The organism is Pseudenterobacter timonensis (genome assembly GCF_900021175.1).
Classification (GTDB): Bacteria; Pseudomonadota; Gammaproteobacteria; order Enterobacterales; family Enterobacteriaceae; genus Enterobacter; species Enterobacter timonensis.
In genome coordinates this window covers 361,447-386,323 of the sequence record NZ_FCOP01000011.1, presented here as the reverse complement: position 1 = coordinate 386,323, position 24,877 = coordinate 361,447, and the positions used below count along the sequence as shown (strand labels likewise).

The window sequence follows — 24,877 nt, the reverse complement described above, 5'->3', positions numbered from 1 at the left end:
GTGGAGATAATCGCCTCATGCCGTCTGATGACGTAAGGAGCGAATGTGGCGAACCCCGGCAGCGAACTTTCCGGCCATAACAACGATGCCAGCCTGAAGGAAAAAATTTTTCACAGCGCCATCGCGCAGTTCGCCGAATACGGGCTGAACGGCGCGCGCATGGAGCAGATCGCCGAACAGGCGGGCACCACCAAGCGGATGGTGGTCTATCACTACAAGAGCAAAGAGAACCTCTATCTGCAGGCGCTGGAGTATGTTTACACCCAGATCCGCGCCAGCGAAAAACGTCTCAGCCTTGCCGGTATGCCACCGGTGGAAGCGCTGGTACAACTGGTCGAGGCGACGTTCGACTATCATGCGGATCACCCCGACTATATTCGCATTATCTGCATGGAGAACATGCAGCGGGGCCGCTTTATGCAGCAGTCGGACACCTTACGCCAGGTCAACCGCAGCGCGCTGGAGCTGCTGGAGGCGATCCTGCGCCGGGGTAAAGAGAAGCAGCTCTTTAATCAGAGCGTGGATGCGCGCGACCTGCATCGTCTCATCAGCAGCTTTAGCTTCCACTACGTCGCCAACAGCTACACTTTTACCCTGCTGTTTGAGGAGGGGGCGGATGAGCAGGCCCAGCGCCAGCATTACCGAAAAATGGCGGTTCAGGTGGCTCTGCGTTATACCTGTCCTTAGTGTGGTATCCGGGGTAAACCGCGCGGGATCTCTCCTGCGATCCCTCGCCTCTCTGTGGTATCCTAATCTCCAGGTATGCCCCCGGTAATTCAGCAGAGAACGTCTTATGTCTTCCAGAATCTTGACCCCAACCGTCGTCGGTATTGATGCCTTTATGCGCGATCCGCGCGGCGCGCTGTCCCATGCCGAAGGCGGCACCGTTGCCGTCTTTGCCGACAATGCGCCCGCGTTTTACGCCATCACGCCCGAACGACTGGCAACGCTTCTGGAGCTGGAGGCGCGTCTCGCCCGTCCGGCCAGCGACGTGACGCTGGATACGCAATTCTATGAAGAGCCAGCCGCCGTCCCTGTCGCCGTGCCGATGGGCAAATTTGCCATGTACGCGGGCTGGAAGCCGGACGATGATTTTATCCGCCTGGCGGGGCTGTGGGGCATCGCCCTGACGCAGCCGGTCACCCCTGAGGAGCTGGCGGCGTTTGTCGCTTACTGGCAGGCGGAAGGCAAAGTGTTCCATCACGTCCAGTGGCAGCAAAAGCTGGCCCGCAGCGTGCAGATAGGGCGCGCCGGCAATGGCGGCCAGCCTAAACGCGATATCAACGCTTTTTCACAACCGGACAGAGAGATCCCCCAGGGGTTCCGAGGTGCTAAATGAAAAATGTCGGCGATTTAATGAAACGTCTGCAAAAGATGATGCCCCCCAACGTTAAGCCCGCCTTTACCACCGGCGAAGAGCTGCTGGCCTGGCAGAAAGAACAGGGGGCTATCCGCGCCGCCGCCCTGGCGCGTGAAAACCGCGCCATGAAAATGCAGCGCACCTTTAACCGCTCGGGTATCCGACCGCTGCATCAGAACTGCTCCTTTGATAACTACAAGGTGGAGACGCAGGGGCAGATGAATGCCCTGACCGCCGCCCGTCAGTATGTGGATGAGTTTGACGGCAATATCGCCAGCTTTATCTTCAGCGGCAAACCGGGCACCGGTAAAAATCACCTCGCCGCCGCTATCTGCAACGAGCTGCTGCTGCGCGGCAAGTCGGTGTTGATTATCACCGTGGCGGATATTATGTCAGCCATGAAAGATACCTTCGGCAACCGGGAGACCAGCGAAGAGCAGCTGTTGAACGATCTCAGTAACGTCGACCTGCTGGTCATTGACGAAATCGGCGTACAAACCGAATCGCGCTACGAAAAGGTGATCATCAACCAGATCGTCGATCGTCGCTCCTCTTCCAAACGCCCCACCGGGATGTTGACCAACCACAACATCGAGGAGATGACCCGTCTGCTGGGCGAACGCGTAATGGATCGCATGAAGCTTGGCAACAGCCTGTATGTGATTTTTGACTGGGAGAGCTACCGCAGCCGCGTAACGGGCAAAGAGTATTAGGATATTTCCAGGGATAGCGTGTCCCGTTCGCGGGATATACTGAGGCTCTATTCAGCCCATAAGGGCCATCGCAGGGTAGTCACTATGAAAAAAGCCTTTCTGTTCAGCGCCACACTGGGCGCACTGCTTCTCACCGGTGCCGCCAGCGCCGCCTCCTGGCAGGAATCTCTCTCCAGCGCCGCCAGTGAACTCTCCGGCAGCAGCGCCCAGAGCGGCGGATTGAGCGCCTCCTCCCTGGCCGGCCTGCTCGGTAACAGCAGCCAGAGCCTGAGCGCAGGCACCATGAACAACGCCGCCGGTATTCTGGAATATTGCGCAAAACAGAAGCTCGCGTCGGTGACCGATGCGGAAAACGTTAAAAACCAGGTGCTGGGCAAGCTGGGAATGGACACTCAGCAGCAAAAAGAGGACACCAACTATCTGGAGGGGATCCAGGGTCTGCTCAACGCGCAGAACGGCCAGCAGCTTAATCTCACCACGCTTGGCAACTCCTCCCTGGCGAAACAGGTCAAAACCAAAGCCTGCGATCTGGTACTTAAGCAGGGCGTCAACTTCCTCTCCTGATCCTGCACGTTTACCGCTTTCTGCGCCGCGTATTGTGCGTTACCCGCCCCGCGCGGCGCTAAAGCGTTATTTCCCCTGCCCGCCTCTGCCTGCTTTCCCCTCTTCCGGGATGCGAGCGCCTTCAAAGTTTGCAATTTATAAACCAAATCCTAACAACAGCACATTTTCGTGACACTAGAATTGCAGCAATATGGCATCGCCATTAAATTGGTCTACCTGAAATAATCAGTAAGCCAGCTAAGCGACTGGCGTTGTTGAGGATAATCTGTTGTCCGAATTTCTCTCCCTTGCCCTTTTTCTGGCCTCTGCCGGCATTTATGCCTGGAAAGCGGGCCGCAATACCTGGTGGTTTCTCGCCACGCTGCTGGTATTGGGCATTTTTATTATTTTGAACATCACCCTTTACGCCAGCGACTACTTTACCGGCGACGGTATTAACGACGCGGTACTTTATACTCTCACCAACAGCCTGACCGGCGCCGGGGTTAGTAAGTACATACTTCCTGGTCTGGGTCTGGTTGTCGCGCTGGTGCTGGTGTTCGGCGCCCTGGGCTGGGTGCTGCGCCGCCGTCGCCATCATCCCTGCCATATGGGCTACAGCCTGCTGGCCCTGCTATTGGCGCTGGGCTCCGTAGATGCCAGCCCGGCGTTTCATCAGATCACCGAGCTGGTGAAATCCCAGTCGCGCGACGGCGATCCCGATTTCGCCGCGTATTATAAAGAGCCGGCAAAGCAGATCCCCGCTCCGAAGCTCAACCTGGTCTATATCTACGGCGAGAGTCTGGAACGCACCTACTTTGATAACGACGCCTTCCCTGACCTGACGCCGGAGCTGGGCGCGCTGAAAAATCAGGGGCTGGATTTTAGCCATACGGCTCAACTACCGGGTACCGATTACACTATTGCCGGGATGGTGGCCTCTCAGTGCGGCATTCCGCTCTTTGCCCCCTTCGAGGGGAACGCCTCCGCGTCGGTCTCCAGCTTCTTCCCGCACAATATTTGCCTGGGCGATATCCTGAAAAATTCCGGCTATGAAAACTACTTTATGCAGGGCGCCAACCTGCGTTTTGCCGGTAAGGATGTCTTTCTGAAGTCCCACGGCTTCGATCATCTCTACGGCGCCGAGGAGCTGAAAACCACCGTCGCCGATCCCGCCTATCGCAACGACTGGGGCTTTTACGACGACACGGTGCTGGATGAGGTCTGGAAAAAATTTGAGACGCTCTCCCGCTCCGGCAAGCGCTTCTCGCTCTTTGCCCTGACGGTAGATACTCACCACCCGGACGGGTTTATCTCCCGCACCTGCACGCGTAAAAGTTATGAGGTGGAGGGTAAAACCAACCAGTCCTTTAGCGCCGTCACCTGCAGTCAGCAGCATATCGCAGCGCTTATCGAAAAGATTAAAGCCTCGCCTTATTTTAAAAATACGGTGATTGTCGTCTCCTCAGATCATCTGGCGATGAAGAACACCGCCTGGGAGGCGCTGAACAAGCAGGATCGCAACAATCTGTTCTTTATTCTGCGCGGCGACAAACCTCAGCAGGAGACAATCGCCACCCGGCGCAACACCATGGATAACGGCGCGACGGTGCTGGATATCCTCGGCGGCGACAACTTTATCGGGCTGGGACGCAGCACCCTGTCGGGCCAGTCGCTGTCGGAAGTTTTCCTTAACATGAAGCAGAAGGTGCTGGCCTGGAAGCCGGAGATTATCCGCCTGTGGAACTTCCCGAAAGCGATCAACGATTTCACCATTGATGAGGAGAAAGGGATGATCGCCTTCTCCGGCACTCACTTCCGCCTGCCGCTGCTGCTGCGGGTCTCCGACAAGCGCGTCGAGCCGCTGCCGGAGAGCGAATACTCCGCGCCGCTGCGTTTCCAGCTGGCGGACTTCGCGCCGCGCGATAACTTCGTCTGGGTCGATCGCTGCTACAAGATGGGCCAGCTCTGGTCGCAGCCGCTGGCGCTCTCCACCGACTGGTGCGTCTCCCAGGGACAGCTCGGCGGTGAACAGAAGGTGCAGCGGGTTGATAAAAGCCAGTGGCAGGGCAAAGTCGCGTTCAGGGATACGGTCATTGATACCGACCGCTACAAACGCAACGTGGATATGCTGAAAATTGTCGATAACGACATTCGTTATAAAGCCGACAGCTTCGTCTTTAACGTTGCCGGCGCGCCGGAAGAGGTGAAGCAGTTCAGCGGCATCTCCCGCCCGGAAACCTGGGGACGCTGGTCCAACGCCCAGCTCGGAAAAGAGGTCAAAATCGAGTACACCCAGCCGCTGCCGGAGAAATTCGATCTGGTGATCACCGCGAAAGCCTACGGCCCGAACGCTAATAAGCCAATTCCGGTACGCGTAGGTGACATGGAGCAGACGCTGACGCTCGGCAACGCGGTCTCCACCACTACGCTGCATTTCGATAACCCGTCGCGCAGCAACACGCTGGTGATTGTCCCGCCGGACCCGCAGTCCACCAACGAGGGGAATATCCTCGGCCATTCGCCGCGTCAGTTAGGCATTGGGATGGTGGAGATTAAAATCGTCAAAGCGGAAGGGTAATTCGAAAGGCTAACAGCACGCGCCCCGCCTGAACGGGGCGCTTTTTTTTAGAAGGTTTCCCAGTTATCGCCCGCGTCGGCGGTCACCGCTTTACGCGTCATCACCGGGGCTGGCGTTGGCGTCGGCTTCGCGCCGCGCGCCTGGCTCTGCTCCTGCTGAATGCGGAACACCGCTACGGCCTGGGTGAGGCGGCTTGCCTGCTCCTCCAGCGCGGCGGCGGCGGCGGCGGACTCTTCCACCAAAGAGGCGTTCTGCTGCGTAACGCGATCCATCTCGGCCACCGCCAGCCCCACCTGGTCAATACCGCGGCTCTGCTCGTCAGAGGCAGAGGCGATTTCGCCCATAATGTCGGTCACGCGGGTAACGGCGTTAACAATCTCACCCATGGTTTCACCGGCGCTCTCCACCAGCGTCGAGCCCAGTTCCACGCGGCCCACGGAGTCCTCGATCAAACTCTTGATCTCCCGTGCCGCCTGGGCGCTGCGCTGCGCCAGGTTACGAACCTCTCCGGCCACCACCGCAAAACCGCGTCCCTGCTCTCCCGCGCGAGCCGCTTCGACCGCGGCGTTCAGCGCCAGAATATTGGTCTGGAAGGCGATGCCGTCGATTACGCTGATAATATCGGCAATCTTCTGCGAACTGCCGGCAATATCACGCATCGTCTGGACGACGTTATCCACCACTTTGCCGCCCTTCTGCGCCGTTTCAGAAGCGCTGAGCGCCAGGTTGCTCGCCTGACGGGCGTTCTCGGCGTTCTGCTTCACGGTAGCGGTCAGCTGCTCCATGCTGGCCGCCGTCTCTTCCAGGGAGGCCGCCTGCTGCTCGGTGCGGGAGGAGAGATCGTTATTGCCCATCGAGATTTCGCTCGCCCCGCTGTAGATAGCGTTCGCCCCGTTACGCACGTCGCCAACGGTACGCACCAGCTCGGTCTGCATATGGCGCAGCGTCTCGGCAAGCTGCCCCATCTCGTTAGCCCCTTCCACATCAATGCGCTTCACCAGATCGCCGCTGGCGATATGGCGAATGCTGTCGATGAGGCGGTTAAGCGGAGAGATAAGCGCCTGACGGATGCCCAGCCAGACGCCGACAATCACCAGCAGCACCAGCGCCAGCACGCTCACCAGGATCCAGATCGCCTGAGAATAGGAGCTATTGCTGTCCTCAACCGCAGTCTGGTAGAGACGATCGTTCTGCTGCAGATAGTTGACGTATTGCTTCTCGAAACCATCCTGATAGCTCTGGGTCGGCTGATCGAAAAACTCGTTGATCTTGCCCGCGCCCAGCAGCTGAATCAGCTCTGCCAGCGCGCCGTGATAGATATCATAGTTACGCTTGATCTCCATCGCCGCCGCGTCGCTCTGGCGCGGATCGCGCGGCTGCGCCTCGTAGTCGGCCCAGTTTTTCTCCGCCTGCTTCAGGGACGCCGAGGCAATCTGCATCAGTTCGGCCACGGTCGCGCCGCTGCCGATATTGTTCTGATCCATCATGTAGCGAATACCGGCGCGGTTGAGGGTGTTACGGGTTTGCAGCAGCGCCACCCAGCTGCCGTTCAGCGTGGACTGCTGCTGGCGAATGGTTTGCAGGACGGTGAAATTCTCCTTGTCATGCTTGAGGGCATTAAAGAAAAGACCACCGGATGTGAGCTGTAAAAGGCCAAAAATTGCCAGGACCAGCATAAGACTGGTCACGATTTTAATACGATTTAACATGTTTTCTCTTTCCATCAGACAGATAACAGAATTTTCGGCCTGGAAAAGGAAAACTTTATGGCAATTCCGTTACGCGCCGGGAACTTTACAGTCCAGCGCTGCGATCTCCTCATAAAGCGATCGCGTAATCGTTATGCCATACTCGCCAGCATGCTGACGCGCCTGATAGCGACGCTCGCCCGGTAGCCTTGCCCCCTGACGCTGCATGGCAGTGAAGAGCGTCTCTGCCCGCGCCAGATGCGCGGCAGCATCGGTGCCCAGAAACCGGGTCGGATCGAGGGCCAGCACCAGCTCGCCGCCGTAGGGAAGGCCGCCCGCCCCGTCATCCCAGGCCAGGGACTCCATGCTGGTCATGTCGCCGATCAGGGGACCGGCGAGCAGCTCCACCATCGCCGCCAGCGCCGATCCCTTATACCCGCCAAAGGTCAGCATGGCGCCATTCAGCACCGCCTGGGCGTCAGTAGTCGGATTGCCTTCGCTGTCGATTCCCCACCCTTCCGGCAGCGCCTTGCCAGCCCGCTGATGAAGCTGGATTTCGCCCCGGGCTGCCGCGCTGGTCGCCATATCAAAGATAAACGGCGATTTGTCGCCGCGCGGCCAGCCGAAGGCGATGGGGTTGGTGCCAAACAGCGGCGCGCTGCCGCCCGCCGGGGCGACCCATGCATGGCTGGGGGTGGTCGTCAGCCCCACCAGCCCGGCTTGCGTAAGGGGTTCCACATCGGCGAACAGCGCCGAAAAATGGACGCAGCGGTTAATCGCCAGCGCCGCGATGCCGTTGTGACGCGCCTTTTCAATAAGCAGCGGCAACGCCCGCTCAAACGCCAGCAGCGAAAATCCGCCGCCCGCATCCGCCTTCACAATGGCGGGCGCGTGGTCCGTTATCGTCGGTTCCGCATCCGGTGAGACCTTCCCTTTGCGCAGTGTATTGACGATACCGAGCAGCCGCCACAGCCCATGGGAAGGGCAGCCGTCACGCTCGCCGTCGGTGACGTTACGCGCCAGTACGCAGGCGTGCGCCTCACTGAATCCATTTTCACGCAGCACCTGACGGGCCAGCGCGTAAGCCTCTGCTAACGTGAGCGTAACCTTCTCCATTTATGGCTCCTCTACTCTTCTTCATCACCGGTAAAGTTAGGCTGCGGCAGACAGGTGCGCTCGCCCCAGTAGTAAATGCCCAGCGACATCACCGCCACCACCACCGTATCCCACGGGTGGCCAATCACGCCGCTGCCGCCAAAGCTGCCGAGCCAGGAAAAGAGCATAATCAGGGCGTAGAAGGCGATAAGCCACAGGGAGGATTTCACCTGCTGCGCCAGGCTGACAGTATGGACCGGCACTTTTGATTTACAGAGGATGTAGACCACAAACATGACGATTTGCAGCCCCAGCAGCCACGACAGCGTACCCCAGCCTGACCAGAAGACGATCAGCGCGGAGATCACAAACGACACCGGCCCGATCACCGCAAAGCCGCGCACCCGGAAAGGACGCGGCAAATCCGGCGCGTTGCGGCGCAACCCCGCCGCCGTGACGGGGGCAATGGCGTAGCTCAGCACCAGCGCGGCAGAGACCACGCTAATCAGTTGCTCCCAGGAGGGAAACGGCAGCGTCCAGAAGACAGAGAGGCCAAAGGTCAGCCACAGCGCCGGACGGGGGATCCCCGACTGCTTATCAATATGGGTAAAAGATTTAAAAAAGGTGCCCGCTTTGGCCCAGCCGTAAATCACGCGCGGCGTGGCGTTCATATAGATATTGCCGGTGCCGCTGGGGGAGACGATCGCATCGCAGATGACCATAAACGCCAGCCAGCCCATACCCAGGGTAATGGCGATATCGCGATACGGCAGGGAGAACTGCTTGCTGATCTCCGCCCAGCCGCCGTCCAGCATGCTGGTGGGAATACTGCCGAGAAACGCCAGCTGCAGCAGTACATAAATAATGGTGGAGAGGACGACCGACAGGATCAGCGCGACGGGGATGGTACGCTGCGGATTTTGTACCTCACTCGCCACGGAGATGATCGGCGTCAGCCCGAGATAGGCGAAAATAATCCCGCCCGCGCTGATCGCCGCCTCCACGCCGGACATACCAAACGGCGCTATCCCCTGCACGTGCAGGTTTTCTGGCCTGAAGAAGGCGAACAGGGTAATCACCACCGCCAGCGGCACCAGAAACTTCAGAATACTGATGATGTTATTTGAGCGGGCGAAGGTTTTAACGCTGTAGTAGTTCAGTCCGAAGAAGAAGCAGAGCAGCAAAAACTGCACCACCCAGCCGAGCAGCGTCGGGGCGCTGGAGCCGGGCTGCGTCAGCATCGGAAACCAGGCGGCCGCGTACTGGCGGGCGGCGACAATCTCAATGGAGATCAGGCTCGAAAAGGCAATCAGGGTGATAAAGCCCAGCAGATAGCCCATCAGCTCGCCGTGGGAGAAGACCGGATAGCGAATAATGCCCCCGGCCCGCGGCAGAGCCGCCCCCAGTTCGCAATAGACAATCCCGAGCAGCAGAACGGCAATACCGCCGATGACCCAGGAGGCGATCCCGGCGGGTCCGGCGATAGAGGCAACATGGCTGGCGGCAAACAGCCAGCCGGAGCCAAAAATGGCTCCCAGACCGATAAAGGTCAGGTCTGTCAGGGTGAGCTGCTTTTTAAATTTTCCCGACTCCACAACGCGGGTCTGTGTGTGATGCGTAGAGTGAATCGTCATAGTGTTACCCTTCAGTCATCAGCGGGAGGAGATCGCATCCCGGGTCCACTGGCCGTTAACAAGGCGCAGCAGGTTTAAGGGGTTGGCATCCTGCACGGCAGGCGGTAGCAGCGCGGCAGGGAGGTTTTGTAAACAGACCGGGCGTTGAAAACGCTCAATCGCTTTCGTCCCGACCGAGGTACCGCGCGCATCGCTGGTGGCGGGCCACGGCCCACCGTGTACCATCGCGTCGCACACCTCCACGCCGGTGGGATAGCCGTTAAACAGCACGCGCCCGGCTTTGTCCGCCAGAACAGGGAGGAGACGCTGCGCCAGCGGCAGGTCATCGCCATCGGCCTGCACCGTCACCGTGAGCTGCCCTCCCAGCGCGTTCATTACCGCCCGTAATTCCGCTTCGTCGGCCACCTCCACGACTATCGCCAGCGGACCGAACACCTCCTGCTGAAGCAGCGGCGCTTTTTCAAGCAGCAGCGTCGCAGGCGCCTGGTAGAGACGTGCCCGCACCCGTCCCGGCGAAACCTGATGATTGCCGGCGAGCAGCGCGATCTGTCCGTGCGTCTCCAGCGCGCGCACTCCCTGCTGAAAATGGGCCAGCGTCGGTGCGTTGAGCATCACCTGCTCCGCCGCCTGGTTTACCGCGTCGCTCAGCGCCGCAATAAAACGCGAAAAGCCTTCGCCGCGCAGCGCCAGAATCAGACCCGGCTTGGTACAAAACTGCCCGCTGCCCAGCGTAAACGAGGCGGTTAGCGCCTGCGCCAGCGACTCAGGCTGCTGGCGAAGCGCCTGGGGCAAAATCACCAGCGGATTGATGGCCGACATTTCGGCAAAGACCGGAATGGGCTGTGGCCGCTGCTGCGCCAGCTGACAGAGCGCTCTGCCGCCCTGCAGGGATCCGGTAAAACCCACCGCCTGAATCGCAGGATGCTTCACCAGTTCGGCGCCAATCTCATTGCCAAATATCATGTTAAATACGCCCGGCGGCATGGCGCATTTTTCAACTGCCCGCACCACCGCCTGAGCGGTCTGTTCCGCCGTCGCCATATGTCCCGGATGCGCTTTCACCACCACAGGGCACCCTGCGGCCAGCGCTGCCGCGGTATCACCCCCTGCGGTGGAGAAAGCCAGCGGGAAATTACTGGCGCCAAAGACCGCCACCGGGCCGAGGGCGGTGAGATACTGGCGCAAATCGGGCCGCGGCAATGGCTGGCGTTCCGGCATCGCCGTATCAATGCGCACGCCAAAAATATCGCCCCGGCGCACCAGCCCAGCGAACATCCGCAGCTGCCCGCTGGTGCGCGCCCGCTCGCCCTGTAAACGCGCCAGCGGCAGCGCCGTCTCCTGGCTGGCAAGGTTCAGGAACGATTCGCCGAGCGCATCCAGCTCATCGGCGATAGTCTCCAGAAAGCGCGCCCGTACGTCGGGCGCGGTCTGGCTGTAGTCGGCAAAGGCCTGCTGCGCCGCCAGCGCGGCCTGGTTTACCTCTTCAGGCGTGGCGGACATAAAGCGATAGCCGGTGGCTTCGCCATCTTCCGCCCGCAGGCTAATCAGCGATTTCTCGCTACTGCCGATCCGCTGCCCGGCGATAAACTGCTGTCCCGGATTGCTGTCGTATTCTGTCATCATCACCCTCCTGCGATCACAGCCCGACGTCGGGCAGCTGCGGACGTGTCGCCAGCGCCTGCTCAACCACGGCCACCACCTGCGCCCGCGTTTCGCCTTCCAGCGCCAGACGCGGCGGACGGGTCACCGCGCTGCCGCGACCCAGCAGCTCCTCGCACAGCTTGATGCACTGCACCAGATCCGGGCGCGCATCGAGATGCAGCAGCGGCATAAACCAGCGATAGAGCGCCATCGCCTCTTCGTAACGCTGTTGCTTCGCCAGACGGAACAGCGTCTCCCCTTCACGCGGGAAGGCGTTGGACATGCCGGAGATCCACCCTTCCGCCCCGACGGCGATGCTTTCCACCACCACGTCATCCAGCCCGGCAAACAGCACGAAGCGATCGCCCACGGCGTTGCGCAGGTCGATAAACCTTCGCGTATCCCCGGAGGAGTCTTTAAAACAGACGATGTTGTCGCAGTCGGCCAGCGTCGCCAGAATGTCCGGCGTGACGTCGTTTTTATAGATAGGGGGGTTGTTGTAGACCATGATCGGCAGGTCGGTAGCGGTCGCCACGCTGCGGAAGTGGGCGGCGGTTTCGTGCGGTTTAGAGGAGTAGACCAGCGCGGGCATCACCATAATGCCATCCACGCCGACCCGCTCGGCCTCTTTCGCCATCTTTTGTGCAAACGCGGTGGTAAACTCCGCTACGCCCGCGATAACCGGGATCTGGCCCCCTGCGGCATCCTTCGCTACTTCAATAATTTGTAGCTTCTCGTCGGTGGTCAGCGAGGTGTTTTCACCCACGCTGCCGCAGACGACTAATCCTGAAACACCATCCCTGACCAGATTTTTCATCACCGCGTGGGTGGCATCCAGATCCAGCGAATAGTCGCTGCGGAACTGGGTGCTGACTGCCGGAAATACGCCGCTCCAGTGAATTGCTTTCGTACTCATCATCGGTTCCTTGTCGTCAATTTGTTAAATCAAAGTGAATGAATGGTGAATATTCACTGACAGATTGACGCGTCAGAAGGATGGCGGCTTGGTCGTTTTCCTCCCCTGCGATGACGAAATTAGCATAGTGCCCGGTGGCCTTACCTCCGCTTAAACCGTTTCGTGCTCCACTGGTGGTGCAGAGGTGGAAAGCAGCGCCATGCGAAAATCGCGCGGCGTGGTACCGGTCATCGCCTTGAACTGCCGGCTGAACGCGCTGTGATCGGTATAGCCGCACTGCAGGGCGATATCGGTAATCGGAGTCTCGCCCGCCAGCAGTTCGGTCGCTTTTTCCAGCCGCACCTTGTGGATCATCTGGCGCGGCGTCAGGTGAAAGATCCGTTTGCAGTAGCGTTCGATCTGCGCCACCGACATCCCGCTCAGTTCGGTCAGCTCCTCCATGGCGATCGGGCGGTGGTAGTGGTTGCGAATATGATCGTCCACGATCGCCAGCCGCTGCCAGGCGGGATGTCTGGCCTGGGCCTCCTGCAGATCGTGGGAGATCCCGGCCATGCCAATCACCCGTCCATAGCTGTCGCGCAGCGCCAGCTTTTGCGTCAGGCACCAGCCGCGCACGCGGCCATTGTAGAGGTGCATCTCCAGCTGATCGCGCAATGTTACGCCGTCCCGCAGCACCCGCAGATCCTGCTCGGTATAGCCCTGGCCAAGGGCAGAAGGAAAGACATCCGCCGAGGTTTTGCCCAGCAAGGAGGCGACATGCTTAAATCCACAGCGGCGGGCCAGGGTCATATTCACCAGCAGATAACGCGCCTGGCAATCTTTCACAAAGAAAACAACGTTAGGAATGGCGTTCAGCAGCGGTGCAATCAGCGAAATGGCGTTAAGCAGGGTCTGGATATTTTCCGGACGCTGGCGCGCCAGCCCTTCACAAATCTGGCTCAGTTCCGCCACTTCCAGTTCCGGCACATCTTCAATAAAACAGGACATGGTGTTTCCTCCCGACAGGTGATGGGGATATTTATTAACTTTTTATTAACTCATCAAGCGCCAGTGTCCGGTTTTGCGATCCTGCCACAGCTTTAGATTTTTCACCGTTTCGTCGGCTGGCGCACATGCCAGTTTTGGTTTAGCACACCATTAACCTGTTAATTAATATGAAATAGTTATATTTAGCGCCTCTCTCTGTAACCGGTCACTGTGCTAATTTCGTCATTTTACGTAGCGAAAGCGATCAAGCCGGATGGGCGCGGTTGCGCCAGCATTTAACAACAATTTATTAACTTTCTGGAGAGCGTATGGCGGCACCGCAACAGGAGATTGAGCTGAGAGTGATTGACTCCCATACCGGGGGAGAGCCGACCCGGCTGGCTATCTCCGGTTTTCCGGATCTGGGCGGCGGTAGCATGGCGCAAAGGCGGGAGCGCTTTGCCCGCGACTACGACGACTGGCGTAAAGCGATCATTCTTGAGCCGCGCGGTAACGACGTGCTGGTGGGAGCGCTACTCTGCGAGCCCGTCTCACCGCTCGCCACGGCAGGGGTGATCTTTTTTAACAACGCTGGCTTTCTCAACATGTGTGGTCACGGCACCATCGGGCTTATCGCCTCGCTCGCCTGGCTTAGGCGCATTGAACCCGGCAGACACCTGATTGAAACGCCGGTCGGGGATGTTACCGCCACACTGCATGATGACGGCAGCGTCTCGGTGGAAAATGTCCCGGCATACCGCTTTCGCAAACAGGTCCGCGTCGCCACTGTACACGGTATTGTCACCGGCGATATCGCCTGGGGCGGCAACTGGTTCTTTCTCGTTAACGATCACCCTTTCGCCATTACCCCCGCGCAAATCCCCGCCCTGACCGACTACGCCTGGGCGATACGCGAAGGGCTGGAAGCGGCCGGGATCCGCGGCGAACATGGCGGTATTATCGACCATATCGAGCTTTTCGCGGATGACGACAGCGCCGACAGCCGCAGCTTTGTTCTCTGTCCCGGCAAGGCGTGGGATCGCTCGCCCTGCGGCACCGGCACCAGCGCCAAGCTCGCCTGCCTCGCCGGGGACGACAAGCTTCAGCCCGGCGAGATCTGGCGGCAGGCGAGCATCATCGGCAGCCAGTTTACCGCCAGCTATGCACGCGACGGCGAACGCATTATTCCGACGATCCGCGGTGAAGCCTGGGTTTGCGGCGACAGCCGGCTGATCCTCCACCCGCAGGATCCGTTCCGCTGGGGGATCGGACTGTGATCGAAAGCGACGTCATTGTCATCGGCGCCGGGATCGTCGGCGCCGCCTGCGCCTGGCAACTGGCGAAACGCGGGCAACGCGTCACGCTAATCGACGACGGGGAACAGGGGGCGACGGCCGCCGGGATGGGTCATCTGGTCTGTATGGATGACGACCCCGCCGAGCTGTCCCTTTCTGCCTGGTCGCTGGCCCGCTGGCGTGACATTACGCCCCGTATGCCGGAGAGCTGCGCCTGGCGTGGCTGCGGCACCCTGTGGCTGGCGGAAAACGAGCAGGAGCTGGCGCTGGCGGAGGAAAAGCTGCAACGGATGGCGCAGTATCAGGCGGAAAGCGAGCTGCAAACCCGCGCGCAGATCGCCGCCCGCGAACCCCATCTGACCCGCCAGCTGGCGGGCGGCCTGTGGGTACCGGGGGATGGCATTGTCTATGCCCCGAACGTCGCCCGCTGGTTTATGGAGGATGCGGGCATCACTCCCCTGCGCGACGGCGCCATCGCCGTCGATGCGCCTTACGTAGCGCTCAGAAGCGGCAAACGCCTGCGGGCCCGCGCGGTAGTGGTCGCCTGCGGGCTCGGCGCCGGGCCGCTACTGCAGGAGCCGTGGCTGCGGCCTAAAAAAGGGCAGTTGGCGATCACCGATCGCTACGGCCCGCTGCTGCGCCACCAGCTTGTCGAGCTGGGATACGGCGCCAGCGCCCATGCGGGCGGTACCTCCGTGGCGTTTAACGTTCAGCCGCGCCCGACCGGGCAGTTGCTGATTGGCTCGTCGCGCCAGTATGACACCACGGAACGCGCGCTGGATCTGCCGCTGCTGGCACAGATGCTGGAACGGGCGCGCCACTTTCTGCCCGTACTCAACGACCTGAACATTATTCGCTGCTGGAGCGGATTTCGCGCCGCCTCCGCCGACGGCAACCCGCTGATTGGCCCGCACCCGTCACGCCCCGGCGTCTGGCTGGCGCTGGGCCACGAGGGGCTTGGCGTGACCACCGCCCCGGCAACGGCCGAACTGCTTACCGCCCAGATCCTCGGCGAGCGTCCACCGCTCTCTCCCGCTGCCTGGCTTCCCGCCCGGCTGTATAACCAGGAGGCTATCGCATGACTATCCTCACCCTCACTATCGACGGCGAAGCTCACGCTGTGCCTGTCGGCATCAGCGTGGCGGCGGCGCTGGCGCTTACCGGCAGAGAGGAGACGCGCCGCTCGGTCACCGATATGCCCCGCGCGCCGTTTTGCGGAATGGGGGTTTGTCAGGAGTGCCGGGTGACGGTCAACGGACGCCGGATGCTGGCCTGCCAGACGGTTTGCCAGCAGGGAATGACGATTGAAAGGAGCCGCCATGCATACGCACCATTGTGACCTGTTAATTCTGGGTGCTGGTCCCGCCGGGCTCGCCGCCGCGCTGGCCGCCGCCCGCTGCGGCAGGCAGGTCATTATCCTCGACGACAATCCGCGTCCCGGCGGACAAATCTGGCGCGACGGGCCGGGGGTTCAGCTCCCCGCCCTCGCCCGGCGCTACCAAAGCGCGGTGGCGAACGCGCCGAATATTCGCCTGTTAAGCGGCGCGCGAATGATTGCCCGTCCCTCAGCGCAAAGCGTGCTGTATGAGACGGCAGAAAAGAGCGGGATCGTTCACTGGCAGCGGCTGATTTTATGCTGCGGGGCGCGGGAGCTGTTTCTGCCCTTCCCCGGCTGGACGCTGCCGGGGGTAACCGGCGCGGGCGGTCTACAGGCGCAGATCAAACACGGCCTGACGCTTCGCGGCGAACGGGTGGTCATTGCGGGCAGCGGACCGCTACTGCTGGCAGCGGCCAGCACGGTTGGCAAGGCGGGCGGCAAAGTGGTCGCCGTGATCGAGCAGGCCCCCCGCGCGGCGCTGCTGCGCTTTGCCGCCGGGCTCTGGCGCTGGCCTGACAAACTGCGCCAGCTCTGCACGCTTATGCCGGGCCACCTGCATACCGCCAGCCAGGTCATCGAAGCCCGCGGGGAGGATCGTCTGCAAACGGTACTGGTACGCCACGCCGGTGAGACGCGGGAGATCCCCTGCGATCGCCTGGCGACAGGCTACGGCCTGATCCCCAACCTCGAACCGGGACTGATCTTTGGCTGCGCCACCCTCCACGACGCCCTGCGCGTGGACGAACAGCAGCGCACCAGCGTGGAGAATATTTTTGCCGCCGGGGAGTGTACCGGCTTTGGCGGCAGCGAGCTGGCACTGGCGGAGGGGGAAATCGCCGGTTACGTCGCCGCAGAGCGCCCGGAAGCGGCGCGCCAGGCAATCGCCCGCCGGCAACGCTGGCGCCGTTTCGCCAGCGCGTTGAACAGGACTTTTATTCTGCCCGATGCGCTGAAGCAGGTGGTGACACCGCAGACGCTACTGTGCCGCTGCGAAGATATCCGCTGCGGCGATGTTCAGGATGCCACCTGCTGGCAGGAGGCAAAACTGTCGCAACGCTGCGGCATGGGCGCCTGCCAGGGCAGGAGTTGCGCCGCCAGCGCGCGCTGGCTCTACGGCTGGCCGCTGCCGCAGCCGCGCGAACCGCTCTCCCCCGCCCGAACTGAAACGTTGATTGCGCTGGCAAAAGCAGCGCCTTAGCTACTCCTCACCGCGCGCGGCGATATGCCGGTTGCCGAGCGCGATAAACTCCTCCAGCAGGGCGGTTAGCAGCTCCATCTTCTCCGGCGTATATTGCGCCTCAATCTGCCGGTAGGCCTCCTCCACCTGCGCCTGCGCGCGTTCATAGAGCGTATTCCCCTCGGGGGTAAGCGAGAGGTAGAGCTTGCGCTGATCGTTAACCGGTTTTAAGCGCAGCACCAGCCCGTCGCGCTCCATACGGGTCAAAATCCCGGTCAGGCTGGGGCGCAGAATGCAGGTTCTGAACGCCAGATCGTGAAAATCCATCGAGGGATGTTCCGCCAGCACGCGGACGATACGCCACTGCTGTTCGGTGAGGTTATGCCGCTTAACGATAGGCCGAAAATAGGCCATGGCAGCTTCCCGCGCCTGCAGCAGCGCAATGGTCAGTGAATCATGCATAACTCTCTCCCCTGCCTTCTCAATCATTAACAGATGAACAATTGTAATATGCTGTTTTTATAAGCGACTCTTTTTCCGCCAAAAATTCTACCAGAAAGTTACCATAATTTTTAACTTGATGTTTTTTAATGATATTAAAATCAAAATGTAAATATATTGTTATTCATATCACAAAAATTTCACTTCTGTTTGCCAAATGTACCGCAAAAGCATAAAACCAGATCATTAATATGTTAATGAAAATGATCGTCAGAGGAGTGGATGGATGAAAGGTACCGTTTTTGCCGTTGCGCTTAACCATCGTAGCCAGCTTGATGCCTGGCGCGATGCGTTTACGCAGGCTCCCTACAACGCGCCGCCGAAAACCCCGGTATGGTTTATCAAACCGCGTAATACCGTGATTCGCGCCGGGGAGCCTATCCCTTATCCATCCGGGGAGACGGTCCTTAGCGGCGCAACGGTGGCCTTAGTAGTGGGTAAAACCGCCAGCCGCGTCGCCGTTGACGACGCAATGGAGTACATCGCGGGGTTTGCCCTCGCCAACGAAGTGAGCCTGCCGGAAGAGAGCTTCTACCGCCCGGCGATCAAGGCAAAATGTCGCGACGGCTTCTGCCCGCTGGGCGATCTGGTGGCGCTGAAAAATGTCGATAACCTCACCGTGATCACCGAGATCAACGGCCGCGAGGCGGATCACTGGAACACGGCGGATCTGCAGCGCAGCGCCGCCGAACTGCTGAGCGCGTTGAGCGAGTTCGCCACCCTCAACCCCGGCGACGCGATCCTGATCGGCACGCCGCAGTCACGCGTTGCGCTGCGTCCCGGCGATCGCGTGCGCATCATGGCCGAAGGGTTCCCGGCGCTGGAAAACCCGGTGGTCAGTGAAGATACGCTGACCAAAAACCAGACCTTTGTCTGGCCGCTCTCCCCCAATAACACCCTCTTCGCTCTCGGCCTCAACTACGCCGACCACGCCAGCGAGCTGGACTTCAAACCGCCGACCGAGCCGCTGGTCTTTATCAAAGCGCCAAACACCTTCAACAGCGACGGCCAGACCTCGGTGCGCCCGAACAACGTCGAATACATGCACTACGAAGCGGAGCTGGTGGTGGTGATTGGCAAAACCGCCCGCAAGGTGAGCGAGGCCGACGCCATGGAGTATGTGGCGGGTTACACGGTCTGTAACGACTACGCCATTCGCGACTATCTGGAAAACTACTATCGCCCGAATCTGCGGGTGAAAAGCCGCGACGGGCTGACCCCCATCGGCCCGACGATCGTCGATAAATCTGCGATCGCCGATCCGCACAATCTCACCCTGCGTACCTGGATCAACGGCGAGCTGCGCCAGGAAGGATCGACCGCCGATCTGATCTTCAGTATTCCGTTTCTGATCGCTTACCTGAGCGAATTTATGACCCTGCAGCCGGGCGACATGATTGCCACCGGCACGCCGAAAGGGCTCGCCAACGTGGTGCCGGGCGATGAAGTGGTGGTGGAAGTGGAAGGCGTGGGCCGCCTGGTGAACCGGATTGTCAGCGAGGAGACAGCAAAATGAAAAAGATTAACCACTGGATCAACGGCAAAAACGTGGCCGGAAACGACTACTTCCAGACCACCAACCCCGCCTCCGGCGAGGTGCTGGCGGAAGTGGCCTCCGGCGGCGAAGCGGAGATCAACCAGGCCGTAGACGCGGCGAAAGCGGCGTTCCCGAAGTGGGCTAACCTGCCGATGAAAGAGCGCGCGCGCCTGATGCGCCGTCTCGGCGATCTGATCGATCAGAACGTCCCGGAGATCGCCGCCATGGAGACCGCCGACACCGGTCTGCCGATCCATCAGACTAAAAACGTGCTCATTCCGCGCGCCTCGCACAACTTCGAGTTCTTCGCCGAGGTGTGCCAGCAGATGAACGGCAAAACTTATCCGGTCGACGACAAGATGCTCAACTACACCCTGGTGCAGCCGGTGGGGGTTTGCGCGCTGGTCTCACCGTGGAACGTGCCGTTTATGACCGCCACCTGGAAGGTTGCCCCCTGTCTGGCGCTGGGCAACACGGCGGTGCTGAAGATGTCTGAACTCTCGCCGCTCACCGCCGACCGCCTGGGCGAGCTGGCGCTGGAAGCGGGTATTCCGGCGGGCGTGCTGAACGTGGTGCAGGGCTATGGGGCCACGGCGGGCGACGCGCTGGTGCGTCATCACGATGTGCGCGCCGTCTCCTTTACCGGCGGCACCGCCACCGGGCGCAACATCATGAAAAACGCCGGGCTGAAAAAATACTCCATGGAGCTGGGCGGCAAATCGCCGGTGCTGGTGTTTGAAGATGCCGACATCGAGCGCGCACTCGACGCCGCTCTCTTCACCATCTTCTCCATCAACGGCGAACGCTGCACCGCTGGCTCGCGCATCTTCATCCAGCAGAGCATCTACCCGGAGTTCGTCAAACGCTTTGCCGAGCGCGCCAACCGCCTGCGGGTGGGCGACCCGACCGATCCGAATACCCAGATAGGCGCCCTCATCAGCCAGCAGCACTGGGAAAAAGTCTCCGGCTATATTCGCCTCGGCATTGAAGAGGGGGCGACCCTGCTGGCGGGCGGCCCGGATAAACCGACCGACCTGCCTGCGCATCTGAAGGGCGGCAACTTCCTGCGTCCGACGGTGCTGGCGGATGTGGACAACCGCATGCGCGTGGCGCAGGAGGAGATTTTCGGGCCGGTGGCCTGCCTGCTGCCGTTTAAGGACGAGGCGGAAGGGCTGCGTCTGGCCAATGACGTGGAGTATGGCCTCGCCTCCTATATCTGGACCCAGGACGTCAGCAAGGTGTTGCGTCTGGCGCGCGGCATCGAGGCGGGCATGGTGTTTGTGAATACCCAGAACGTGCGCGACCTGCGCCAGCCGTTCGGCGGCGTGAAAGCCTCCGGGACCGGGCGCGAGGGCGGCGAGTACAGCTTCGAAGTGTTCGCGGAGATGAAAAACGTCTGTATCTCCATGGGCGACCATCCAATTCCAAAATGGGGTGTCTGATATGGGCAAGTTAGCGTTAGCGGCAAAAATCACCCACGTTCCGTCGATGTATCTCTCGGAGATCCCGGGGAAAAACTTCGGCTGTCGCCAGGCGGCTATCGACGGGCATAAAGAGATCGGCAAGCGCTGCCGCGAGATGGGCGTGGATACCATTATCGTGTTCGACACGCACTGGCTGGTGAACAGCGCCTACCACATTAACTGTGCGGACCATTTCTCCGGCGTCTACACCAGCAACGAGCTGCCGCACTTTATCCGCGACATGACCTACGACTACGACGGCAACCCGGAGCTGGGCCATCTGATCGCCGACGAAGCGGTCAAAATGGGTGTGCGCGCCAAAGCGCACAACATTCCGAGCCTGAAGCTGGAGTACGGCACCCTGGTGCCGATGCGCTACATGAACGCGGATAAGCACTTCAAAGTGGTCTCGATCTCCGCCTTTTGTACCGTGCACGACTTTGCCGACAGCCGCCGTCTGGGCGAGGCGATCGTTAAGGCGATTGAGAAATATGACGGCACCGTGGCGGTGCTGGCGAGCGGCTCGCTGTCACATCGCTTTATTGACGATCAGCGTGCGGAAGAGGGAATGAACAGCTACACCCGCGAGTTTGACCGTCAGATGGACGAGCGCGTGGTGAAACTGTGGCGGGAAGGCCAGTTCAAAGAGTTTTGCAGCATGCTGCCGGAGTACGCCGACTACTGCTACGGCGAGGGCAACATGCACGACACGGTGATGCTGCTCGGCATGCTCGGCTGGGACCACTACGACGGCAAGGTGGAGTTTCTCACCGATCTGTTCCCCAGTTCCGGCACCGGCCAGGTTAACGCCGTTTTCCCGCTGCCCGCGTAAGGAGCCGTTATGCCGCATTTTATCGCTGAATGCACCGACAACATCCGCGAGCAGGCCGACCTGCCGGGGCTGTTCGCCAAAATAAACGAGGCGCTGGCCGCCACGGGCATCTTCCCGCTCGGCGGCATCCGCAGCCGCGCCCACTGGCTCGATACCTGGCAGATGGCGGACGGCAGGCACGACTACGCCTTTGTGCATATGACGCTGAAGATTGGCGCGGGGCGCAGCCTGGAGAGCCGTCAGGAGGTAGGGGAGATGATCTTTTCGCTTATCAAAACGCACTTCGCTGATCTGATGGCAGCGCGCTATCTGGCGCTGTCGTTTGAGATCGACGAGCTGCACCCGACGCTCAATTACAAGCAGAACAACGTGCACGCGTTGTTTAAGTAGACATCTTTTTCGCCCGGTGGCGCTTCGCTTACCGGGCCTACAACGGCTCGAACGTAGGCCGGGTAAGCGCAGCGCCACCCGGCAACAGCCGCACGAAGGATACGCCATGCTCGACAAACACACCCATACCCTGATCGCCCAGCGGCTTGACCAGGCGGAAAAACAGCGCGAACAGATCCGCGCGATCTCCCTCGACCACCCGGAGATCACCATCGAAGACGCCTACGCCGTCCAGCGCGAATGGGTCAAAATGAAGATCGCCGAGGGGCGCGTGCTGAAGGGCCACAAGATCGGCCTCACCTCCAAAGCGATGCAGGCCAGCTCGCAGATCAGCGAGCCGGATTACGGCGCGCTGCTGGACGACATGTTTTTCCACGACGGCAGCGACATTCCCACTGACCGCTTTATCGTGCCGCGCATCGAAGTGGAGCTGGCGTTTGTGCTGGCGAAACCGCTGCGCGGGCCAAACTGCACCCTGTTCGACGTCTATAACGCCACCGACTATGTGATCCCGGCGCTGGAGCTGATCGACGCCCGCTGCCACAACGTCGATCCGGAAACCCAGCGTCCGCGCAAGGTGTTCGACACCATCTCCGATAACGCCGCCAACGCGGGCGTGATCCTGGGCGGCCGTCCGATTAAGCCCGACGAACTGGATCTGCGCTGGATCTCCGCCCTGCTCTACCGCAACGGCGTGATCGAAGAAACTGGCGTGGCGGCAGGCGTCTTAAACCATCCTGCCAACGGCGTGGCCTGGCTCGCCAACAAGCTGGCGCCCTACGACGTGCAGCTTGAGGCCGGGCAGATCATTCTCGGCGGCTCCTTTACCCGTCCGGTACCAGCGCGCAAAGGCGACACTTTCCATGTGGACTACGGCAACATGGGCGCGATCAGCTGCCGCTTTGTTTGAGGGGATAACCATGCAAAACGCGTTCAAAGCGGCTCTGAAAGCCGGAAAACCGCAGATTGGCCTCTGGCTCGGACTCACCAGCAGCTACAGCGCTGAACTGCTGGCGGGCGCAGGCTTCGACTGGCTCTTAATTGACGGCGAGCACGCACCCAACAATGTACAGACCGTCTTAACCCAGCTGCAGGCGATCGCTCCCTACCCCAGCCAGCCGGTGGTGCGCCCGTCGTGGAACGATCCGGTGCAGATCAAACAGCTGCTGGACGTCGGCGCGCAAACCCTGCTGGTGCCGATGGTGCAAAACGCTGATGAAGCCCGCCTGGCGGTAAGCGCCACCCGCTATCCGCCCGCCGGCATTCGCGGCGTCGGCAGCGCCCTGGCGCGGGCCTCGCGCTGGAACCGCGTGCCGGACTATCTGCATAAAGCCAACGACGCCATGTGCGTGCTGGTGCAGATAGAAACCCGGGAAGCGCTGAAAAATCTGCCGCAGATCCTGGACGTGGAAGGGGTGGATGGCGTGTTTATCGGCCCGGCGGATCTCAGCGCCGACATGGGCTTTGCCGGTAATCCGCAGCATCCACAGGTGCAGGCCGCCATTGAACAGGCCATCGCGCAGATCCGCCAGGCGGGGAAAGCGCCAGGGATCCTGATGGCAAACGAGCAGCTGGCGAAGCGCTATCTGGAGCTTGGCGCGCTGTTTGTCGCCGTCGGCGTGGACACCACCCTGCTCACCCGCAGCGCGGAAGCGCTGGCGGCGCGGTTTGGGGCGGAAGAAACCCGTTCCGGCTCGTCAGGCGTCTACTAACGCCGGGTGGCGCAGCGCCACCCGGCAACCCGCAGTACCCTACAAAATTCCCATCAGAGGAAAAAAAATGAGCGACACATCATCTGCCATCCCAGGCGCGCGCGATCCGGCGAATCAGCACAAAGAGCTGACGGCGCAGCAGCAGTCGGTGATCAACAAGCTATTTCGCCGCCTGATTGTGTTCCTGTTCGTGCTGTTTATCTTTTCGTTTTTAGATCGTATTAACATCGGCTTCGCCGGACTGACGATGGGGCAGGATCTGGGGCTGAACGCCACCATGTTCGGCCTCGCCACGACGCTCTTTTACGCCACCTACGTCATCTTCGGCATTCCCAGCAACGTGATGCTCAGCATCGTGGGCGCCCGCCGCTGGATCGCCACCATCATGGTGCTGTGGGGGATCGCCTCCACCGCCACCATGTTCGCCACCGGTCCTAACAGCCTCTATGTGCTGCGTATGCTGGTAGGCATCACCGAAGCGGGCTTTTTGCCGGGCATTCTGCTCTATTTAACCTACTGGTTTCCGGCTTTTTTCCGCGCCCGCGCTAACGCTTTGTTTATGATCGCTATGCCGGTCACCACCGCGCTCGGCTCCATCGTTTCCGGCTACGTTTTGTCGCTGGACGGCATGCTGAACCTGCACGGCTGGCAGTGGCTGTTCCTGCTGGAGGGCTTCCCGTCGGTGTTGCTGGGGATCATGGTCTGGTTTTATCTGGATGACACCCCCTCGAAGGCCAAATGGCTGACGGCAGAGGATAAAAAATGCCTGCATGAGATGATGGAGAACGATCGCCTGACGCTGGTGCAGCCGGAAGGAGCGATTAGCCACCATGCCATGCAGCAGCGCAGCCTCTGGCGCGAGGTCTTTACACCCATCGTGCTGATGTACACCTTCGCCTACTTCTGCCTCACCAACACCCTGAGCGCTATCAGCATCTGGACGCCGCAGATCCTGAAAAGCTTTAACGAGGGTAGCAGCAACATCACCATCGGCCTGCTGGCGGCGATCCCGCAGATCTGCACCATCCTCGGTATGATCTACTGGAGCCGCCACTCCGATAAGCATCAGGAGCGCAAGCACCACACCGCCCTGCCGTTCCTGTTTGCCGCGGTGGGCTGGCTGCTGGCCTCCGCCACCAGCCATAGTTTGATCCAGATGCTGGGGATCATAATGGCCTCCACCGGCTCATTCAGCGCGATGGCGATTTTCTGGACCACGCCGGATCAATCCATCAGCCTGCGCGCCCGCGCTATCGGTATTGCAGTGATCAACGCCACCGGCAATATCGGCTCAGCCTTAAGCCCCTTTATGATCGGCTGGCTGAAGGATATTACCGGCAGCTTCAATAGCGGGCTGTGGTTTGTCGCCGCGCTGCTGGTGGTGGGTGCGCTGACTATCTGGGCCATTCCAATGAAGATGTCGCGCCCGCGGGCGACGCCGTAAGTCAGGAGGAA

Annotated in this window: 23 protein-coding genes; 16 read left to right on the top strand and 7 right to left on the bottom strand. The window is 60.5% G+C overall.

All coding sequences use genetic code 11. The features are described 5' to 3' along the window. The first annotated feature begins 45 nt into the window (after nt 1–45). From BN3796_RS08160 to opgB, 5 genes are all read left to right on the top strand, one after another. Nucleotides 46–687 (top strand): TetR family transcriptional regulator, encoded by a 642-nt coding sequence (locus BN3796_RS08160; protein WP_061707871.1) that lies wholly within the window; start codon nt 46–48, stop codon nt 685–687. A gap of 106 nt (nt 688–793) precedes the next feature. Continuing rightward, nucleotides 794–1,339 carry a primosomal protein DnaT gene (gene dnaT / locus BN3796_RS08155; RefSeq protein ID WP_061707870.1) on the top strand — a complete coding sequence of 182 codons (546 nt, stop codon included), beginning with the start codon at nt 794–796 and terminating at the stop codon, nt 1,337–1,339. Continuing rightward, nucleotides 1,336–2,073: a DNA replication protein DnaC gene (gene dnaC / locus BN3796_RS08150; RefSeq protein ID WP_061707869.1), complete on the top strand. Its 738-nt coding sequence runs from the start codon at nt 1,336–1,338 to the stop codon at nt 2,071–2,073. The genes dnaT and dnaC overlap by 4 nt, the downstream gene beginning before the upstream one ends. Nucleotides 2,074–2,157: 84 nt before the next feature. Further along, complete coding sequence (locus tag BN3796_RS08145) at nt 2,158–2,637, top strand: DUF2501 domain-containing protein (protein ID WP_061707868.1); 480 nt, start codon at nt 2,158–2,160, stop codon at nt 2,635–2,637. A 268-nt stretch (nt 2,638–2,905) separates the two neighbouring features. Next, nucleotides 2,906–5,197 (top strand): phosphatidylglycerol--membrane-oligosaccharide glycerophosphotransferase, encoded by a 2,292-nt coding sequence (opgB, locus tag BN3796_RS08140; protein WP_061707867.1) that lies wholly within the window; start codon nt 2,906–2,908, stop codon nt 5,195–5,197. Between the two features lie 47 nt (nt 5,198–5,244). Here the strand turns inward: opgB and tsr are convergent, their stop codons facing one another. From tsr to BN3796_RS08110, 6 genes are all read right to left on the bottom strand, one after another. Then, the gene (gene tsr / locus BN3796_RS08135) at nt 5,245–6,906 is read right to left on the bottom strand and encodes a methyl-accepting chemotaxis protein (RefSeq protein WP_061707866.1); all 1,662 of its coding nucleotides are present in this window, start codon (nt 6,904–6,906) and stop codon (nt 5,245–5,247) included. A 69-nt stretch (nt 6,907–6,975) separates the two neighbouring features. Continuing rightward, complete coding sequence (locus tag BN3796_RS08130) at nt 6,976–8,001, bottom strand: Ldh family oxidoreductase (protein WP_061707865.1); 1,026 nt, start codon at nt 7,999–8,001, stop codon at nt 6,976–6,978. Nucleotides 8,002–8,012: 11 nt separating this feature from the next. After that, nucleotides 8,013–9,614: an APC family permease gene (locus tag BN3796_RS08125; RefSeq protein WP_061707864.1), complete on the bottom strand. Its 1,602-nt coding sequence runs from the start codon at nt 9,612–9,614 to the stop codon at nt 8,013–8,015. An 18-nt stretch (nt 9,615–9,632) separates the two neighbouring features. Then, nucleotides 9,633–11,234 carry an aldehyde dehydrogenase (NADP(+)) gene (locus BN3796_RS08120; RefSeq protein WP_061708822.1) on the bottom strand — a complete coding sequence of 534 codons (1,602 nt, stop codon included), beginning with the start codon at nt 11,232–11,234 and terminating at the stop codon, nt 9,633–9,635. 16 nt (nt 11,235–11,250) lie between these two features. Then, complete coding sequence (locus tag BN3796_RS08115) at nt 11,251–12,171, bottom strand: dihydrodipicolinate synthase family protein (protein ID WP_061707863.1); 921 nt, start codon at nt 12,169–12,171, stop codon at nt 11,251–11,253. Between the two features lie 150 nt (nt 12,172–12,321). Continuing rightward, nucleotides 12,322–13,158, bottom strand: a complete 837-nt coding sequence (locus BN3796_RS08110) for an AraC family transcriptional regulator (RefSeq protein WP_061707862.1) — start codon at nt 13,156–13,158, stop codon at nt 12,322–12,324. A 308-nt stretch (nt 13,159–13,466) separates the two neighbouring features. Between BN3796_RS08110 and BN3796_RS08105 the strand changes: the two genes are divergently transcribed. From BN3796_RS08105 to BN3796_RS08090, 4 genes are read left to right on the top strand one after another with little or no spacing between them, the layout of a single operon-like run. Beyond that, a complete protein-coding gene (locus BN3796_RS08105; protein ID WP_061707861.1) occupies nt 13,467–14,414 on the top strand; it encodes a 4-hydroxyproline epimerase in 948 nt (315 codons plus the stop codon). Continuing rightward, nucleotides 14,411–15,514: an NAD(P)/FAD-dependent oxidoreductase gene (locus BN3796_RS08100; RefSeq protein ID WP_061707860.1), complete on the top strand. Its 1,104-nt coding sequence runs from the start codon at nt 14,411–14,413 to the stop codon at nt 15,512–15,514. Before BN3796_RS08105 ends, BN3796_RS08100 begins: the two co-directional genes overlap by 4 nt. Further along, nucleotides 15,511–15,771 (top strand): (2Fe-2S)-binding protein, encoded by a 261-nt coding sequence (locus tag BN3796_RS08095; RefSeq protein WP_061707859.1) that lies wholly within the window; start codon nt 15,511–15,513, stop codon nt 15,769–15,771. Before BN3796_RS08100 ends, BN3796_RS08095 begins: the two co-directional genes overlap by 4 nt. Further along, nucleotides 15,752–17,008 carry an NAD(P)/FAD-dependent oxidoreductase gene (locus BN3796_RS08090; RefSeq protein WP_061707858.1) on the top strand — a complete coding sequence of 419 codons (1,257 nt, stop codon included), beginning with the start codon at nt 15,752–15,754 and terminating at the stop codon, nt 17,006–17,008. Before BN3796_RS08095 ends, BN3796_RS08090 begins: the two co-directional genes overlap by 20 nt. Here BN3796_RS08090 and hpaR read toward each other — a convergent pair whose 3' ends face one another. Further along, the gene (hpaR, locus tag BN3796_RS08085; protein WP_061707857.1) at nt 17,009–17,449 is read right to left on the bottom strand and encodes a homoprotocatechuate degradation operon regulator HpaR; all 441 of its coding nucleotides are present in this window, start codon (nt 17,447–17,449) and stop codon (nt 17,009–17,011) included. Between the two features lie 265 nt (nt 17,450–17,714). Here hpaR and hpaG point away from each other — a divergent pair, with 265 nt between their 5' ends. The 7 genes from hpaG to hpaX all read left to right on the top strand — a co-directional run bounded on the left by hpaG (nt 17,715) and on the right by hpaX (nt 24,866). Continuing rightward, the gene (hpaG, locus tag BN3796_RS08080; RefSeq protein WP_061707856.1) at nt 17,715–19,004 is read left to right on the top strand and encodes a 4-hydroxyphenylacetate degradation bifunctional isomerase/decarboxylase; all 1,290 of its coding nucleotides are present in this window, start codon (nt 17,715–17,717) and stop codon (nt 19,002–19,004) included. Then, nucleotides 19,001–20,467 carry a 5-carboxymethyl-2-hydroxymuconate semialdehyde dehydrogenase gene (gene hpaE / locus BN3796_RS08075; RefSeq protein ID WP_061707855.1) on the top strand — a complete coding sequence of 489 codons (1,467 nt, stop codon included), beginning with the start codon at nt 19,001–19,003 and terminating at the stop codon, nt 20,465–20,467. The genes hpaG and hpaE overlap by 4 nt, the downstream gene beginning before the upstream one ends. A gap of 1 nt (nt 20,468) precedes the next feature. Then, complete coding sequence (gene hpaD / locus BN3796_RS08070; RefSeq protein ID WP_061707854.1) at nt 20,469–21,320, top strand: 3,4-dihydroxyphenylacetate 2,3-dioxygenase; 852 nt, start codon at nt 20,469–20,471, stop codon at nt 21,318–21,320. 9 nt (nt 21,321–21,329) lie between these two features. Continuing rightward, on the top strand, nt 21,330–21,710 hold the full coding sequence (locus BN3796_RS08065) for a 5-carboxymethyl-2-hydroxymuconate Delta-isomerase (RefSeq protein WP_061707853.1): 381 nt from the start codon (nt 21,330–21,332) through the stop codon (nt 21,708–21,710). Nucleotides 21,711–21,816: 106 nt separating this feature from the next. Then, nucleotides 21,817–22,620 (top strand): 2-oxo-hept-4-ene-1,7-dioate hydratase, encoded by an 804-nt coding sequence (gene hpaH, locus BN3796_RS08060; RefSeq protein ID WP_061707852.1) that lies wholly within the window; start codon nt 21,817–21,819, stop codon nt 22,618–22,620. Nucleotides 22,621–22,630: 10 nt separating this feature from the next. Then, nucleotides 22,631–23,422, top strand: coding sequence for a 4-hydroxy-2-oxoheptanedioate aldolase (gene hpaI / locus BN3796_RS08055; protein ID WP_061707851.1), 792 nt, complete (start codon nt 22,631–22,633; stop codon nt 23,420–23,422). Between the two features lie 67 nt (nt 23,423–23,489). Beyond that, nucleotides 23,490–24,866: a 4-hydroxyphenylacetate permease gene (gene hpaX, locus BN3796_RS08050; protein ID WP_061707850.1), complete on the top strand. Its 1,377-nt coding sequence runs from the start codon at nt 23,490–23,492 to the stop codon at nt 24,864–24,866. Nucleotides 24,867–24,877 lie beyond the last annotated feature (11 nt).